Annotated in this window: 17 protein-coding genes and 1 tRNA gene; 8 read left to right on the top strand and 10 right to left on the bottom strand. The window is 64.5% G+C overall.

The genetic code is table 11. The annotated features are described in order from the left end of the window. Nucleotides 1-97: 97 nt before the first annotated feature. The 5 genes from ACTIFK_RS02770 to ACTIFK_RS02750 form a co-directional block, all read right to left on the bottom strand. Nucleotides 98-184 (bottom strand) — tRNA-Leu (locus ACTIFK_RS02770). A 112-nt stretch (nucleotides 185-296) separates the two neighbouring features. After that, the gene (locus ACTIFK_RS02765; RefSeq protein ID WP_439541509.1) at nucleotides 297-647 is read right to left on the bottom strand and encodes a hypothetical protein; all 351 of its coding nucleotides are present in this window, start codon (nucleotides 645-647) and stop codon (nucleotides 297-299) included. A gap of 108 nt (nucleotides 648-755) precedes the next feature. Further along, entirely contained in the window at nucleotides 756-1187 is a 432-nt protein-coding gene (locus ACTIFK_RS02760) for a hypothetical protein (RefSeq protein ID WP_439541508.1), read from the bottom strand. Between the two features lie 272 nt (nucleotides 1188-1459). Further along, complete coding sequence (locus ACTIFK_RS02755; protein WP_439541507.1) at nucleotides 1460-3460, bottom strand: methylmalonyl-CoA mutase family protein; 2001 nt, start codon at nucleotides 3458-3460, stop codon at nucleotides 1460-1462. A gap of 92 nt (nucleotides 3461-3552) precedes the next feature. Further along, a complete protein-coding gene (locus tag ACTIFK_RS02750; protein WP_439541506.1) occupies nucleotides 3553-3909 on the bottom strand; it encodes a hypothetical protein in 357 nt (118 codons plus the stop codon). Nucleotides 3910-4173: 264 nt separating this feature from the next. On the opposite strand from ACTIFK_RS02750, the gene ccrA reads away from it, so the two are divergent. Further along, nucleotides 4174-5505: a crotonyl-CoA carboxylase/reductase gene (gene ccrA / locus ACTIFK_RS02745; RefSeq protein ID WP_439541505.1), complete on the top strand. Its 1332-nt coding sequence runs from the start codon at nucleotides 4174-4176 to the stop codon at nucleotides 5503-5505. Nucleotides 5506-5594: 89 nt separating this feature from the next. Here ccrA and ACTIFK_RS02740 read toward each other — a convergent pair whose 3' ends face one another. Beyond that, nucleotides 5595-6005 carry a Fur family transcriptional regulator gene (locus ACTIFK_RS02740; protein ID WP_439541504.1) on the bottom strand — a complete coding sequence of 137 codons (411 nt, stop codon included), beginning with the start codon at nucleotides 6003-6005 and terminating at the stop codon, nucleotides 5595-5597. Between the two features lie 298 nt (nucleotides 6006-6303). On the opposite strand from ACTIFK_RS02740, the gene ACTIFK_RS02735 reads away from it, so the two are divergent. The 5 genes from ACTIFK_RS02735 to ychF all read left to right on the top strand — a co-directional run bounded on the left by ACTIFK_RS02735 (nucleotide 6304) and on the right by ychF (nucleotide 10819). After that, nucleotides 6304-7044, top strand: a complete 741-nt coding sequence (locus tag ACTIFK_RS02735) for a 50S ribosomal protein L25/general stress protein Ctc (protein WP_439541503.1) — start codon at nucleotides 6304-6306, stop codon at nucleotides 7042-7044. A gap of 129 nt (nucleotides 7045-7173) precedes the next feature. Next, on the top strand, nucleotides 7174-7911 hold the full coding sequence (gene pth / locus ACTIFK_RS02730; RefSeq protein WP_439541549.1) for an aminoacyl-tRNA hydrolase: 738 nt from the start codon (nucleotides 7174-7176) through the stop codon (nucleotides 7909-7911). A gap of 85 nt (nucleotides 7912-7996) precedes the next feature. Continuing rightward, the gene (locus ACTIFK_RS02725) at nucleotides 7997-8830 is read left to right on the top strand and encodes a hypothetical protein (RefSeq protein WP_439541502.1); all 834 of its coding nucleotides are present in this window, start codon (nucleotides 7997-7999) and stop codon (nucleotides 8828-8830) included. A 126-nt stretch (nucleotides 8831-8956) separates the two neighbouring features. Continuing rightward, on the top strand, nucleotides 8957-9547 hold the full coding sequence (locus tag ACTIFK_RS02720; RefSeq protein WP_439541501.1) for an HdeA/HdeB family chaperone: 591 nt from the start codon (nucleotides 8957-8959) through the stop codon (nucleotides 9545-9547). A 174-nt stretch (nucleotides 9548-9721) separates the two neighbouring features. Then, nucleotides 9722-10819, top strand: a complete 1098-nt coding sequence (gene ychF / locus ACTIFK_RS02715; RefSeq protein WP_439541500.1) for a redox-regulated ATPase YchF — start codon at nucleotides 9722-9724, stop codon at nucleotides 10817-10819. 68 nt (nucleotides 10820-10887) lie between these two features. Here ychF and ACTIFK_RS02710 read toward each other — a convergent pair whose 3' ends face one another. Beyond that, entirely contained in the window at nucleotides 10888-11181 is a 294-nt protein-coding gene (locus ACTIFK_RS02710; protein WP_439541499.1) for a hypothetical protein, read from the bottom strand. Between the two features lie 259 nt (nucleotides 11182-11440). Between ACTIFK_RS02710 and ACTIFK_RS02705 the strand changes: the two genes are divergently transcribed. Next, nucleotides 11441-11710: an EF-hand domain-containing protein gene (locus ACTIFK_RS02705; RefSeq protein WP_439541498.1), complete on the top strand. Its 270-nt coding sequence runs from the start codon at nucleotides 11441-11443 to the stop codon at nucleotides 11708-11710. A gap of 6 nt (nucleotides 11711-11716) precedes the next feature. On the opposite strand, the gene ACTIFK_RS02700 is transcribed toward ACTIFK_RS02705, so the two are convergent. Next, entirely contained in the window at nucleotides 11717-12091 is a 375-nt protein-coding gene (locus tag ACTIFK_RS02700) for a hypothetical protein (protein ID WP_439541497.1), read from the bottom strand. Between the two features lie 144 nt (nucleotides 12092-12235). After that, nucleotides 12236-13063 carry an SDR family NAD(P)-dependent oxidoreductase gene (locus ACTIFK_RS02695; protein ID WP_439541496.1) on the bottom strand — a complete coding sequence of 276 codons (828 nt, stop codon included), beginning with the start codon at nucleotides 13061-13063 and terminating at the stop codon, nucleotides 12236-12238. Between the two features lie 234 nt (nucleotides 13064-13297). Here ACTIFK_RS02695 and ACTIFK_RS02690 point away from each other — a divergent pair, with 234 nt between their 5' ends. Continuing rightward, complete coding sequence (locus tag ACTIFK_RS02690) at nucleotides 13298-14620, top strand: Tad domain-containing protein (RefSeq protein ID WP_439541495.1); 1323 nt, start codon at nucleotides 13298-13300, stop codon at nucleotides 14618-14620. A gap of 43 nt (nucleotides 14621-14663) precedes the next feature. Here ACTIFK_RS02690 and ACTIFK_RS02685 read toward each other — a convergent pair whose 3' ends face one another. Further along, nucleotides 14664-15572, bottom strand: coding sequence for an EamA family transporter (locus ACTIFK_RS02685; protein WP_439541494.1), 909 nt, complete (start codon nucleotides 15570-15572; stop codon nucleotides 14664-14666). Between the last annotated feature and the right edge of the window lie 29 nt (nucleotides 15573-15601).

The following is a 15601-nucleotide window of genomic DNA, read 5'->3' as shown; positions in this document are numbered from 1 at the left end:
TGGTGTGCGCGCGGCGCCGCCGTCTCGGCAGGTGGTGGCGTCTTGCCCAAAAGCGGATCGCCCTATGACATTGGAGACGTGCGAAGTTGAAGTCCCGTGGTGCCTCTGGCCCGACTCGAACGGGCACGTTGTCGCCAACAACAGATTTTGAGTCTGCCGCGTCTACCGATTCCGCCACAGAGGCTTGCACACAGAACGAACGGGAACGACGCGCACTATAGCGGCGGCCCCTTCGCAGTCAACGCGGCTTCCTGAGCCTGAAGTCAGGCCTCCCGCGCGCTATTTTCAGGAACGCGCTATTTCCAGGAAAACGTCACCCGGCCGCTCCCGTGCACGTGCTCGGCCACCTGCACCGTGTCACCGACATGAGGATCGGTCGTTTTCAGCACCGCGACATGGATCTTCCGCCCGTCGTTCAGCCGGACGTCCACACCCAGCCCGTCCTCGATGGCTCGCGACGAGCCGCCGACCAGTGGGCCGATCTTCTCGACGACACCCGCCACGCGGTGCGTTTCGACCGACGCATCCAGGCCGGAAAACCAGAGCCCTATGGCGAGGACGGCGACGACGGCGAGCCCCGCCCCCGCCCACTTGAGTTTCTGAAGGAAAAGCTGGCGGTCGAGCCGCCGTTTGGTTTCGTCGCGCATGGGCGTGTCCTTGACGGGGTGTCAGGCGCGCCGGGACATCATCGGTCTCGGCGCTGAATTCGCGCGACTCTATAGCCGAGCGCCGGCGCGATGCGAAGCCCCCGCCTTCTAAGGAATGGATACGGGCGTCGGCGCCGGTGTGGTGGAAGGTGCCGGTTCCGGCCGGACGGACGGCGAGGCGGCGCGCGCGACGGCCGGCGACCCATCCCATTGGTAGGTCGTGTAGCCCAGCAGCATGGCGCGCTTGCGCAGCGTGATACGCGAGCCGACCTTCGGCAGCGCGGGCGCAAGACTGCCGGCGCGCACCTGCGCCTTGTTGTCCAGCGCAACGTGAATGTCCGAATAACGCTGACCGGTATCCTGGTTGATGCGCCACACCGCGCTCAGCACCGTACCGCCGATTGGGCGTTCTTTCCGCACCGTGGTGTGGACGGCCAGCAGGCCGCCGAACAGCACGAGCAACACAGCCAGCGACGGAAGCCAACTCGCCAGATCCAGCCGGTGAAGGCGATCGGGCCGCTTTTGCGTTTCTTCACGCATGCATCCTCCTGAGACCGTACGTCCGTTCCTGGAGTTCGCCGCACGCAGGGTAACTGCGCCTGATTCTTGGCGAAACTCAGGCCGTTTCGAGGGCCAGGCCGTTTCGAGAACGAAGTAAGAGCCGTGGCTTAGGGTGCTTCCGGAAAAGTGAGTGCTTCCGGAAAAGTGGGAACCGGTCATGGCGAAGCCATGCCAGCAACGGTGTCCGGTAAGAAGCACGACCAAGCAAAAACCTAGAGTCGTTCCGCGATTGCACTTTAAGCGGAACGGCCCTAGGCGGCCTTCTCGTGGCGTTCGACCAGCCGGACGATGTCGGCCATGATGTCGTTCAGCTGGAAATCCTTGGGCGTGTAGACGGCCGCCACGCCGAAGCCCTTGAGCTTCACCGCGTCCTCCGGAGGGATGATGCCGCCGACGATGACGGGAATATCCTCCAGGCCTTCCTTGCGCATGCGGTCCATCAACTCGGACACCAGCGGCACGTGCGAGCCGGACAGGATCGAGAGCCCGACGACGTGCGCGCTTTCCTCCAGGGCAGCGCGCACGATCTGCGCCGGCGTCAGCCGGATGCCCTCGTACACGACCTCCATGCCGACGTCGCGGGCACGGACGGCGATCTGCTCGGCGCCGTTCGAATGCCCGTCGAGGCCCGGCTTGCCGACCAGGAACTTGATGCGCCGCCCGAGCTTCGCAGAAAGTGCATCGACCGCTGCGCGTACCCCGTCGAGCTGCCCGCCGGCCCGCTCCGGAGCGGCCTGCGCGACGCCCGTCGGGGCGCGGTATTCACCGAACACGCGCCGCAGCGTGGTGCCCCATTCGCCCGTCGTCACGCCGGCCTTGGCGCACGCGATCGAGCTTTCCATGATGTTGCGGCCTTCCTTGGCCGCGTCCTCGAGCTCCCGGAGCGATTTTTCGATCAGCTTGGCATCGCGCGCCTCGCGCCACGCCTTGAGGCGGCCGATCTGTTCGGCTTCCACGGCCGGATCGACGACCATGATCGCGCCTTCCCCAGCTGTCAGCGGCGACGGCTCGGTCTCGGTCCACTTGTTGACGCCGACGACGACGAGATCGGCCGTCTCGATCTGGCCAACGCGCGACGAGTTGCTCTCGACGAGGCGGCGCTTCATGTAGTCGATGGCAGCCACGGCGCCGCCCATCCGCTCGATCGTGGCGAGTTCGGCTTTGGCCTCCTCCTTGAGCGAGGCCACCTTGCGCGCGATCACTTCCGAGCCGTCGAAGATATCCCCGTATTCGAGCAGATCGGTTTCGTAGGCAACGATCTGCTGCATGCGCAGCGACCACTGTTGATCCCACGGACGCGGCAGGCCAAGCGCCTCGTTCCAGGCCGGCAGCTGCACGGCACGCGCGCGCGCCTTCTTCGACAGCGTCACGGCCATCATCTCGAGCAGGATGCGGTAGACGTTGTTTTCGGGCTGCGGCTCGGTCAGGCCCAAACTGTTCACCTGCACGCCGTAGCGGAACATGCGGTTCTTGGCGTCGGTCACGCCGTAGCGCTCGCGGCAGATCTCGTCCCACAGCTCGCCGAACGCGCGCATCTTGCAGATTTCGGTGATGAACCGCATGCCTGCGTTGACGAAGAACGAGACGCGGCCGACCACCGTGCCGAAATCCTTGTCCGGCACTTCGCCCGAGGCTTTGACGGTGTCGAGCACCGCGATGGCCGTCGCGAGGGCGTAGGAAAGCTCCTGCACCGGCGTCGCACCGGCTTCCTGCAGGTGGTACGAGCAGACGTTCGTCGGGTTCCACTTCGGAACCTCGAGGTACGAGAAGACAATGGTGTCCTTAATCAGGCGCAGCGACGGCTCAGGCGGGAACACGTAGGTGCCGCGCGAGAGATATTCCTTGATGATGTCGTTCTGGATCGTGCCGGTGAGCTTGCTGCGCGAGGCTCCCGTCGCGTCGGCCGTCGCAATGTAGAGCGACAGCAGCCACGCCGCCGTGGCGTTGATCGTCATCGACGTGTTCATCTGGTCGAGCGGGATGCCGTCAAGCAGCGTGCGCATATCGCCGAGATGTGAAACGGGAACGCCGACTTTACCGACCTCGCCCTTGGCGAGTTCGTTATCGGAATCGTAGCCGGTCTGCGTCGGCAGGTCGAAAGCGATCGAAAGGCCGGTCTGTCCCTTGGCAAGGTTGTTCCGGTAGAGCTCATTCGACTTGGCGACGTTCGAGTGCCCGGCATAGGTGCGGAACAGCCACGGCTTGTCGCGCTCGGCGCCTTTTCCAACGTCTTTGCTTGATTTGTCCGACATCATCAAACCCTCGCCCGCATGTCCGCTGTCCCATAGCGTACCGGCCGCCGGGCGCAAGGCAAAAGTCTAATTCGTCACGGGGTGCGGGGAGGTTAGGCCTTCATGCGGGTCGTGTTGGTCAGCGGCGAGCGGATGCGCACGATGGCATCCACGAGGCGCGCGAGCCCGATCATGACCAGCAGCGCGACGCACATGCCGAAGGTGGACGTGACGACGATCTGGGCGCTCCGTTCCGTACTGACGACGAAACCGAGCTGGCTGGCGATGTAGATGCCGGCCAGGCCGCCCCAGAAGAGCCCCGGAGCAAAGACAATGGCGAGCGCCTTGGACGGCAGCATCGCGCGCATGACCGTAAAGGCCAGCAGCGTCAGCGCGCCGACGATCCAGTAGCTCAGGGGATCGGCCATGGCGATGTCGCCGAAAGCCTTGTGGACATCCTCCAACGTCATGGTGGGTTCTCCGAAGCGCTGGGACCAGCGAAACCAGCAGTCTTAGCGTGCCTTCATTAACTCTTCGTGAGGCGGGACGCCGTGACGCGTCGGCCCCGGCCGGCCCGCCAAGGCCCGGAATTGAGGATCGATCTGACGTTCTCCGCCGCAGCCCCTTTATTGCGGCGCGAAAAAGTGCTTGAAACGAGCCGACAAGATACGGGAGAACCCCCACCGGGCCACCACTGGAGGCCTGGAAAGCATTTTCGCGGGAGACACGAGAACATGTCGAGCCAAAGCGCCGCAACCAAAGGCAGCACAACGGCGACACCGGCTGCGCCTGCTGTTGTTACGGCCAAGAAGGATCTTTACGAGATCGGCGAGATTCCGCCGCTCGGCCACGTGCCGAAGAATATGTATGCGTGGGCCATCCGCGCCGACCGCCAGGGCGAGCCCGATCAGGCCATGCAGGTCGAGGTTGTGCCGACGTGGGAACTCGACAGCCACGACGTGCTCGTCCTCGTGATGGCGGCCGGCGTCAACTACAACGGCGTCTGGGCTTCGCTCGGCACGCCGATCTCGATGTTCGACGTTCACAAGCAGCCGTATCACATCGCGGGTTCTGACGCGTCCGGCATCGTCTGGGCGGTCGGCTCGAAAGTGAAACGCTGGAAGGTCGGCGACGAGGTCGTCATCCATTGCAACCAGGACGACGGCGACGACGAGGAGTGCAACGGCGGCGATCCGATGTTCTCCACCAGCCAGCGCATCTGGGGCTACGAGACGCCGGACGGCTCGTTCGCGCAGTTCTGCCGTGTCCAGGACCGTCAGTTGCTCGAACGTCCGAAGCACCTGACGTGGGAAGAAGCGGCTTGCTACACGCTGACCCTCGCCACCGCCTACCGCATGCTGTTCGGCCATCGCCCGCACGTGCTGCGTCCGGGCCATAACGTGCTCGTCTGGGGCGCCTCGGGCGGCTTGGGCTCGTTCGCCATCCAGCTCTGTGCCACGTCCGGCGCCAATGCGATCGGTATCGTTTCCGAGGACGACAAGCGTGATTTTGTCATGCAACTGGGCGCCAAGGGCGTCATCAACCGCAAGAACTTCAAGTGCTGGGGCCAGCTGCCGAAGGTCAACACGCCCGAGTACAACGAGTGGCTGAAGGAGATGCGCAAGTTCGGTAAGGCGATCTGGGACATCACCGGCAAGGGCGTCAACGTCGACTGCGTGTTCGAGCATCCCGGCGAAGCGACCATCCCGGTTTCGGTGCAGGTCGTGAAGCGCGGCGGCATGGTGGTGATCTGCGCCGGCACGTCCGGCTACAACCTCACCATGGACGCGCGCTATCTCTGGATGCATCAGAAGCGCGTGCAGGGCTCGCACTTTGCCAACCTGCAGCAGGCGAGCCAGGCCAACAAGCTGGTCGTCGAGCGGCGCATCGATCCGTGCATGTCGGAAGTGTTCTCGTGGACGCAGATCCCGAAGGCCCACATGCGCATGCTGAAGAATGAGCACAAGCCGGGCAACATGGCGGTGCTGGTGTCGGCGCCGACGACGGGCCTGCGCACGTTCGAGGACGTCATCGAGGCGAGCCAGTCGCGCCACGGCGCGGCCTGATCGCCGGCGACAAACCGAAACGGAAAAGCGCGGTCCGAAAGGGCCGCGCTTTTTCTTTGGTCGGAATTGATTTGGCGAACGGCGCCGCGTCAGGCAACGCCGGCGGAACAGGCCGCACACCGGCCCCTGAGCTCGAGCGTCATGGCGCGCACGGTGTAGTTCGACCGCTTGGCCCATCCGGCCAGTGCCTCGACCGCCCTCGGCTCGGCGAATTCGGAAACCGTGCCGCAATCGTCGCAGATCGCGAACACTGCGGCTCCCTCGTGGGCGCTCTGGCAGCACGCGACGAAGGCGTTGAGGGATTCGAGCCGGTGGGCTGAGCCGGAGGCGATCAGCCGGTCGAGCGCGCGGTAGACGGTCTGTGGTGCGAGCGTCGCGCGGTCCCGGAGCTGGTCGATCAGTTCGTAGGCCGAGACCGGCCGCCCGGATTCCTGCAGCGCCGAGTAGATGAGCTGGTCCTGCTCCTGCGCCGGCCGGCGTTTGGTGGTCTTGCGGTTCATCACGGCAATAGGGTCCAAGTCGTGTTGGTGGGGTCTCGTGGAACGGTATTGGGCAATGATAGCACAGGCACGTGGGCAGGGTCAGGGCGGCGGCCCCCCGCGTTAACCGGTCCTCGGAGCCGGGGATCCGCGGACATGAACGGGCCGGCCGGTCGAGCCTCGCCAATTGCCAAGTCCGCCCGCCGCGGGTATAAGCCGCCCATCTCAAGCAATTGCGAGAGACCTGCCCGGCACCCTTGGAGGCCGGCCGCAGCCCATGGGCCTGTAGTAAGGCCCTTTTTTCATTGGAGAAAATGCCATGTCTGAGATCGTAGAGATCAAGGCCACGGCGCGCCCACGTGCCGGCAAGGGGGCCGCACGTCAAGCTCGCCGCGAAGGGAACGTTCCTGCAGTCATCTATGGTGACAACCAGGCCGCCGAAACCATTGCCATCAACGGCAATGATCTTTGGAAGCAGTACATCAAAGGCCACTTCACCTCGTCTGTGTTCGAGATCGCAGTCGGCTCGAACAAGATCCGCGTCATTCCCCGCGACGTGCAGCTGGATCCCGTCAAGGATCACCCGCTCCACGTCGACTTCCTGCGCATCGGCAAGGACGGCATCATCCGCGTCTCGGTGCCGGTCCGCTTCATCAATCATGCTCTGTCGCCCGGTCTGAAGCGCGGCGGCGTTCTCAACATCGTGCGCCACGACGTCGAGATCTTCTGCCCCTACGACCGCATCCCGACGGCTTTCGAGGTCGATCTCGAAGGCTACGAAATCGGCAAGTCGATCCACATCTCCTCCGTGACCATGCCGGAAGGCGTGAAGCCGGTGATCGCGAACCGCGACTTTACGATCGCGACCATCGCGGGCGCCAAGAACAAGGACGATGAAGAAGCCGCTGCTGGTGCTGCCGAAGCCGTTGCAGCCGATACTAAGGCAGCAGCCGCTGCCAAGGGCGCGGCTCCGGCCAAGGGCGCAGCCCCCGCCAAGGGTGCTCCGGCCGCTCCGGCTGGCAAGGCGGCCCCGGCTGCCAAGCCCGCCGGCAAGAAGTAAGCCGCACGCGCATTTGCACGAAAGGCCGGCGCCCCGCTATACGGGGAGCCGGCCTTTTTTGTTTGAGGTCGCTCGGCGGGCCCATGCTCCCGAAGCGGCACTATCGGTCTCGATCCGAGTGGGAGCATGATGAAGCTCTTCGTTGGCCTTGGAAATCCGGGCAGCCAGTACGCCCGCAATCGCCACAACGTCGGCTTCATGGCCGTGGAGGCGATTGCGCGGGAGCACCGGTTCGGACCGTGGAAGCGAAAGTTTCAGGGCCACGCCGCCGACGGCGAGATCGCCGGCGAAAAAGTGCTGCTGCTGAAGCCCGACACGTACATGAACGAAAGCGGCCGTTCCGTCGGCGAAGCGGCGCGGTTCCTCAAGATCGCGGAAGAGGACATCGTCGTCTTCTACGACGAGATCGATCTCGCGCCCGGCAAGCTGAAAGTGAAAACGGGCGGCGGCAACGCCGGCCACAACGGCTTGCGCTCGATCTCCGCCCATCTCGGCAACGACTACGTGCGCGTGCGCATCGGCGTCGGCCATCCGGGCGTCAAGGAGCTGGTGGCGCGCTGGGTCTTGAACGACTTCGCCAAAGCCGACGAAGCTTGGCTCGCACCGCTCTTGGAGGCCATCGGCAAGGCCGCGCCGCGGCTGGCCCGCAACGATCAATCGCGCTTCCTGACCGACGTCGCGAAGGACCTCGGCCAATCGTCCGACCCGCGCAAGGAAAAGACCGCGAAACCGGACGACTCCGCTCCCGAACCGCCCCGGGCCGCAAAGCCGCGCAGCCACCCGGCCGGCGAGCGGGCGAACAAAAGCGCCAACGCGATCGCCGAAAACCTGAAGAAGTGGCTCGCGGGCCGCAAGACGGACGACTGACGCGGATGTCCTTGGGTTCGCGTCTCCTTTCTGTTGAGATGTCGCGCTAGGCTGCGTCTGAGGAAATAACGGCACGGGGGAAGGCATGCCTCTCGACACCAGCGGGCTCAAAGAGCAGTTCCGCAAAACCAAGAAAGCCCGCCGCGCGTGGAGCGCCTACAAGTGGTTCGACCGCATCCGCAATTGGCAGGATTGGTACAATTGGATCGCGACGTTCCTGCAGACCAAGGCCGGCGCCGCAGTTGCGCTAGGTTCGACCGTGATCGCGACCACGACGGCGGTGGTGGTGCACAACACCGTCGCCGATCCCTACGCCGCGCCCTTCGTGCAGACGGAGATCGCCCCGTTGCCGCCGGCCGAGCCCGAGCGCCAGACACGCACCACGTTGATTTTCGCCATCGAGGGTTATGACAAGAGCGGCCGGCGCGGCACCTTCGACGTCGTAGTCGCCAAGAAGCAGTTCCTCTGGGTGCGCGGCAGCTCCGACAACCTGGAAAAGGACGGCCGGGTCATCACTGGCGACGAACTCGCGCGCGACGTGCTCGATCAGGAGGTCCGCGACGGGCTGTCCAACGCGCGTGAAATCGTAGCCGTCGGCACGGCCTCGCAGGAAGGCAATCCCGCGGAGGAAATGGCGCGGGCCGGCCGCCGTGCGCTTCGGACCGCCGAAATCGTCAAGGGTGCGGTCCAGGACTCCGTGCCGATCTCCGCCCTGAACCTCGGCCAGTACCGCGAGCCCTGCCCGACGTGCGCCAAAGGGGCCGCAACCGAGTGGCAGCGCCCGTTCATGGTCATCGCCGTCAAAGACCTGGAAGACGGGACGGATCTGGCCGAAGCCCTGGCGGACGCCATGACCAACAAGGACAAGCTGCCAAGCCCTTCCAGCTACTCGGCATTCGAGCTCAAAAAGGTCCGTTGACCGATCCACGCGATGCCACTGGACGGTCCAGGTCAGGCTCGGTTAAGCCATCCTCATTAGGAGCAAAACACGGCTGAATCCGTTTGCGGCAGCCAATTGTCGTCTGAACTTTCGGGGATGAAAAACATGCAGCGTCTGTTGGCCACGATGGCCGTTGGTCTGGCCATGATCACGAGCCTCGGCACACCCGCGTCGGCCGATAAGGTCGATGTGTCGGCGGTGAGTTGCTCTCAGCTGATCGAGAGCATCAGCTCGGGTACGGAAAACGACAAGTCGGGAATGGGCGGCATCCTGTATTGGATCGCCGGATACACCAACACGGAAGAGCAGGGCTCTGTCGTGGATTTCGACGCGCTCGGCAAGGATTTCGACAAGATCCTTGCGGCATGCAAGGCGCAGCCCAAGCTTGGACTGCTCACCGTCTCGAACCGGCACCTCGGCGCGAACGGGACCGAGCATGGCGCCGAGGCGATCGATCTCGCCACCATGACGTGCAAGGGCGCAATCAGCACTCCGAAGAGCGACGAGGAAGGTCTCGGTTTCATCCTGATGTGGATCGCGGGCTACCATGCCTCCGACGCCGAGAACAAGATCTTCGACACCGACGAATTCGTCGCCGACATGGAAAAGATCGGCGAATACTGCGGCAACAACCCGACCATCGGTTTGCTGACGGCCTCCGAGGAAATCATAGGCAAGGACGACGACAGCGAGTAGGGGCAGCGCGGCTGCCCTCAACCCCGTAAGCAAATCGCCCGCGCCCGGCCCTGAAAGCCTGGTAGCGGGCGATTCCGCGACACCTCCGCCACGGCGGGCGTTTTGCGTTGATCCCCGGCCGGTGCCGGTGTAGGGCCTCGGACCAATCGAACCTCACCTCGAAGGCAAGGTCCCATGGGATTCAAATGCGGTATCGTGGGTCTGCCGAACGTCGGCAAATCCACGCTCTTCAATGCGCTCACTCAGACCGCTCAGGCTGAAGCGGCGAACTACCCGTTCTGCACGATCGAGCCGAATGTCGGCGAGGTCGGCGTCCCCGACGAGCGCATCGACAAGCTCGCCGCCATCGCCAAGTCCGCCCAGATCATTCCGACCCGGTTGACCTTCGTCGACATCGCGGGCCTCGTTCGCGGCGCGTCCAAGGGCGAAGGCCTCGGCAATAAATTCCTGTCCCACATCCGCGAAGTCGATGCCGTGGCCTACGTGCTGCGTTGCTTCGAGGACGACGATGTCACCCATGTCGAAAACCGCATCGATCCGCTGGCCGATGCCGAGGTCGTCGAAACCGAGCTGATGCTCGCCGACATGGAAAGCCTCGAGAAGCGCATCGCCCCCGTCGAGAAGAAAGCCAAGAGCGGCGACAAGGACAGCAAGGCGTTGTTCGCCGTCATGACGAAGGCGCTCGCGCCGTTGCGCGAAGGCAAGCCCGCCCGAGTGGCCGACATCACGCCCGAGGAACGCCAGGCATTCGTCGAGCTTCAGCTCCTCACGTCGAAACCGGTTGTCTATGTCTGCAACGTCGAGGAAGCCTCGGCGGCGAACGGCAATGCGCATTCCGCCCGCGTCGCGGAAAGAGCGAAGGCGGAAGGCGCGGTCTCCGTGATCATCTCGGCCAAGATCGAGGCCGAATTCGCAGGTCTGCCGGCCGACGATCGCGGCGAGTTTCTCGCCGAGATGGGCCTCGCCGAACCGGGCCTCAACCGCCTCATCCGCGCCGGCTATCAGCTCCTCGACCTCGTGACGTATTTCACGGTTGGCCCGAAGGAAGCGCGCGCCTGGACCATCACGCGCGGCACCAAGGCGCCCCAGGCCGCGGGCGTCATCCACACCGACTTCGAAAAGGGCTTCATTCGCGCCGAGACGATTGCGTATGAGGACTACGTCGCCACAGGCGGCGAAGTCGGCGCCAAGGAAGCCGGAAAGATGCGTCTCGAAGGCAAGGAGTACGTCGTCAAGGACGGCGACGTCTTGCACTTCCGCTTCGCCAACTAGACGCGCCTCTGCCTATGGCCAGCACGAATTCGGATCGGGCAGACGACGACACCCGCCGCGTTTAGGCGTCAGTAGGAGGACTTGCTTCCACTGGGCGTCTGATGTTTGTGCATGTGCGTGTGGCCGTGCTCCGTGCGGCCCTCCTGCACATGCATGGAGTGGCGCTGCTCCCACTGCCTCTCGCGCGCCTCTTCGGCCTTGAATTGCGCCGGGCCGCCGGCCTGTTCGGTCCAAAGATCCCAGTTGCCGGGATCGCCGTTCCCGTAGCCGAGATACGTGGCGTGGGCGGCTGGGACCGCCGCGCCTGCCATGATGAAGGCTGCGGTGAGGGCAGTGGCGATATGTGTTGAGCGTCGGGTCATTGCTCGTGCTCCTTCTTGGGCTGTTGCGTCAAACCGGCTGCAGAAGGTCCATCAAAGGCCTCGGCACGGCTACGCTGCTGTGCTCCACGTGTTGGCTGGAGAACGAGCCCACAAGGGCCACGGGTGATCCATACGGAAATGTATCCCCACGGACATCATTCGCAGCGCGCGATCCCGTTCGGGGCTTCGCGCCCCAGCGAAGAAACATTATCATCTTCCACGTCCGGACCCGGGTGGGCGGATCGAAAGGGAGGATGCGATGAGAAAAGCGTACGGGATCGCTTCGCTGATCGCCGCCGCCGGGATCGCGTGGACCGCCGTCGCGGCCGCGGAGGCGTTGAGCGAGGACGACTGCCGGGCCGTCTGGAATACGGCGGCGGGTCGCAGCGATCTCTCGGCTCAGGGCGCCAAGCCATACATCGACGACTTCGCGAAAGTCGACACGAACGGCGACGGCAAGATCACCAACGCCGAGTTCAAGGCGGGGTGCAAAGCGGGTCTGGTGCACAAGTTCCGCGGGGCACCCTAGAGCGTCCTAGCGGCCGTACTTTCGTGACGGCGGATGCGGGCGGCCTTCGAAGCGCAGGCCGAGCGTCTGTCCTTTCGACCACGCGACGGAGCACAAAACCTCGTGCTTCTCGGTGTCGAAATAGACCAGCACGCCTTCAGCGAGAAGGCTGCGCTTGATGGGATCGCCGAAAATTTCGACACGCGCGCCCCTGACCGACATGTCCTTGAACATGCAAGGGCGGGCGGTAATCAGCTTTTCATTCCACACGAAGCCGGTCCGCATCCGCTGAGGGACGCGAACGACCATGCGAAGATCCTCGCCGCGCTTGCCGGTTTGCCGGCCGCCGCCGGTTTCTTTCCCGGGGAAAAACGTGCGTGTGAGAGTGTCCAGTAGCGACATGATCAATACCCACGCCGATATCCGCGTGCAGCGGCAAATGTGCGAGATGCACGCATTACGTCCGTGGACATACTATATCGATTGTTTGTTGACGAATGGTGAACCGAAGGTCGCGCCTCACGCGCGAAGGGGCGTGCACTCCGTTTAAATGCGCTGCGCGAGCCAGTCGGCGAACGACGCCGGCAGCAGGCGCTTTGCCGCCGCCGCGAGATAAGTCGGCACCGTCACCATGTAGCGGCGCTTGGGCTTGGCACTCTCGACCGCATGGACGAGCTTCCACGCCACCGCCTCGGGCTCGAGCTTGAACGTTGATTTACCGCCCTGCTCCATGGCGGCGAGCCGCGCCAGATAGGTGGCGCGGTGGGCCGAGTGCTCGATGTCGATCGTGGCGCGGAAGTTGGCGAGCGCGCGCTCCACGAAGCGGCTGCGGATCGGTCCCGGCTCGATGATCGAGATATGGATGCCGGTCCCCTTGAACTCGTGCCGCATCGCATCGCTCAACGCCTCGAGCGCGAATTTTGATGCGCAGTAGGCGCCGCGGTAAGGCACCGAGACGATCCCGAGCACCGATGAGCATTGCACAATCCGGCCGTGCCCGTTGGCGCGCATCGCCGGGATCAGCCGCCGCGTCAGATCATGCGTCGCAAAAAAATTGACCTCGAACTGCTGGCGCAGGATCGCGGGATCGAGATCCTCGACCGCGCCGACTTGTCCGTAGGCGGCGTTGTTGAACAGGGCCGTGAGTGTCCCGTCGGTCAGCCGCAGGGCTTCCTCGGCGCACCAGGCCACGCTACGCGGATCGGCGAGTTCGAGGTGAAGCGCCTCGACGCCCGCGTCCCGCCGCAGCATGTCGAGGTCCGCCTCGGTCCGCGCGGTTGCAAGCACGCGCCACCCCTTCGCCCGCATCAGGCGCGCGGACGCCAACCCGATGCCTGACGATGCGCCCGTGATCAGTATGGATTTTTGGATCATCCCGGGTGTTTAGAGCGGTTCAGGATGCCTGGAAACCTGTTTTCAGCAGCAACGCGAGCGATGGAACGGGCGGCTGCGCGACAAAGAATAGTCCGATAACGGAATAGCGCGGCCGGCAGCGCAGCGCCAACATGCGGATATGAAATGCGTCTTGTTGTGAATGTCAGTTAACTCATCAGTTAGAGGTCGGTCGTACGGTGGACTATCTTACCGAAGCAGCGAGCGTCCCCGATCATGATCAGCCGGAAACACGCGGACGCCGCGAAGGGCGCTCGCGGGAACGCTCTCGCCGCGTGGGCGCGCAGCAACGATGGGGGCGTCATCATCCCCTTCGCACTGCTCATGCTCGTGATCGTTTGTTTCGCGGGGATAGCTGTCGACGTGGCGTCCGCCTACAGCGCCAAATCGAAGCTCGACGCGATTTCGGATTCCGCGTCCCTGGCCGGCGCCGCCCGCGCGCGCACAGAATTCCTCGCCCAAGGCGTCAACAATTCCGGCAAGACGCAGCAGATACTTCTGTCGGCGACGAGCACGGCGTCCGGCATGTTCGCGACCGAGCTGTCCACGATCACGGCCGTGCACGCACATGCCGATGTCGACGTGCAACTGATCGACGGCAAGATCACGTCGACTGTCAGTTACACCGCCACGTACCGTCCGCACCTGCTGACGCTGCTGGGCGTCGATACGATCAAGCTTGCCGGGACCGCGATCGCGGCCGCCGGCCTCGTCCCCTATATGGAGATCACGCTGCTCATCGACACGTCGGGTTCGATGGCCATCGGCGCGGACGCAGCGGGCCAGGCATTGCTGAAGACCAAGCTCGGATGCGCCTTCGCCTGCCACGACAACGTCGCCGTGCAGGGCTACGGCGATGCTTACCTCTACGCCAAGGCGAAAGGGATTACTCTGCGCTACGACGCGGTCAACGCCGGCATCGTGCGCCTCGTTGACGAGTTCGACGCACTCGATCCGGGTTCGACGAACATCCGCGCGTCGATCCGCTCCTTCGACACGAACTTCGCCGTCAAGCAGGCCATGACCAACAACCGGTCGCAGCTGCGCTGGAATATTCCAACCGCGCCGGCCACCTCTGGCGAGACGCAAGGCGCCACCAAGTTCGCGGAAGGCATCAACGCCGTCGTGACCGCCATCGGCACCGGCGGCGACGGCTCCAGCGCGGCCAAGCCCATAAAGATATTGATCATCGCGACCGATGGCGTGCAGGACCCGGGGCGCATGTGGGTGAGCCAGACCGCCTATCGCAACGACGTTGCTCCGTTCAAGATGGCCTTCTGCCAAACGCTGAAGGCCAAGAACGTACGTGTCGGCATTTTGCACACGCCCTACATTCCGATGCTCGACGACTGGGGCTACATGGCGACCCTCGGCCAGCCGAGCCAGATCGGCGGCCCGGCCACGCGTGCCGACGACATTCCGCGCGTCCTCAAAGAGTGCGGGGGCAATCTCTATGTCGAGGCGAACAGCGCCGATGCGATCTCTGCGGGCTTCGTCAACATTCTGCGGTCCACCAACACGCCGCGCCTGATCATGTAGCTGACGGCCACGGCGTCGCCGTCAAGCGGAGACGGCTTCGCCGTCAAGCGGAGTTGAGCACCGCGGCGACGCCGGCCACCAGCAGCAGTAGGCCCAAGCCTTCGCGCACGCCAAGCCGCTGGTGGAAAAGACCGCGCGAGACGAACAGCGCGAACAGGATCTCGATCAGCGCCACCGTCCGCACCAGCGCCGCGCTCTGCAGTGCGAACGCGAGAAACCAGAACTGCGACGCGAGCGCGCCCATAAAGCCGGCGAACAGCGACGGCCGCCACGCGCGCGCGATGGCCCGCAGCGTGCCCGGGTCGCGAACGGCGAGATAGCCTGTCAGGAGTGCCGTTTGTAGCGTGAGCGCGATGGCGAGCGCCAAGGTAGCCGCCGCGACGAACGAGGAGCCGCCGAGCGCTCCGATACCGCCGCGATAGCCGAGCGCCGCAAATCCGAACAGTGCGCCCGCCGCAAGTCCCAGCACCGCCGAACCGGCCGAAGGCGCCCGTCCGCCGTGGCTTGGCCGGGGCCAGGAGGTCAGCAGCACGCCCAGCGTCGCGATCACGATCGCGGCGAGCACCGCAGGCGTCAGCGGATCGGCGAGGAACAGGGCCCCCGCCAGCGCGATCCAGACCGGCTCGATTTTGACCAGCGCCGTCGCCACGACGAACGAGCGCTCGCGCATGGCGGCCAGCATCAGCGCCGTCGCGGCGATCTGCGACACCGCACCCCCAGCGATCCAGGCGAGAGCGGTGGCGGAGACGGGCGGCAAAGGGTCGGGGAACAGGAGGGCGACGAGGCCGAGAAACATTAGCCCGAACGGCAGGCCGAACAGAAAGCGCACGTGCGTCGCGCCGATGGTGCCGAGTACGTCGATCAGCTCGCGCTGCATGGCCGTACGCGCGGTCTGCGCCGCCGATCCGGCGACTGTGAACATGATCCAAAGCCACGCGGGCGCGGTAAACATGCCTGTAGACCTTCAAAGAAAAAAGGGGC

It is taken from the genome of Hyphomicrobium sp. (genome assembly GCF_051860585.1).
Lineage (GTDB): Bacteria > Pseudomonadota > Alphaproteobacteria > Rhizobiales > Hyphomicrobiaceae > Hyphomicrobium_C.
This window is presented reverse-complemented; position numbering and strand designations above follow the sequence as displayed.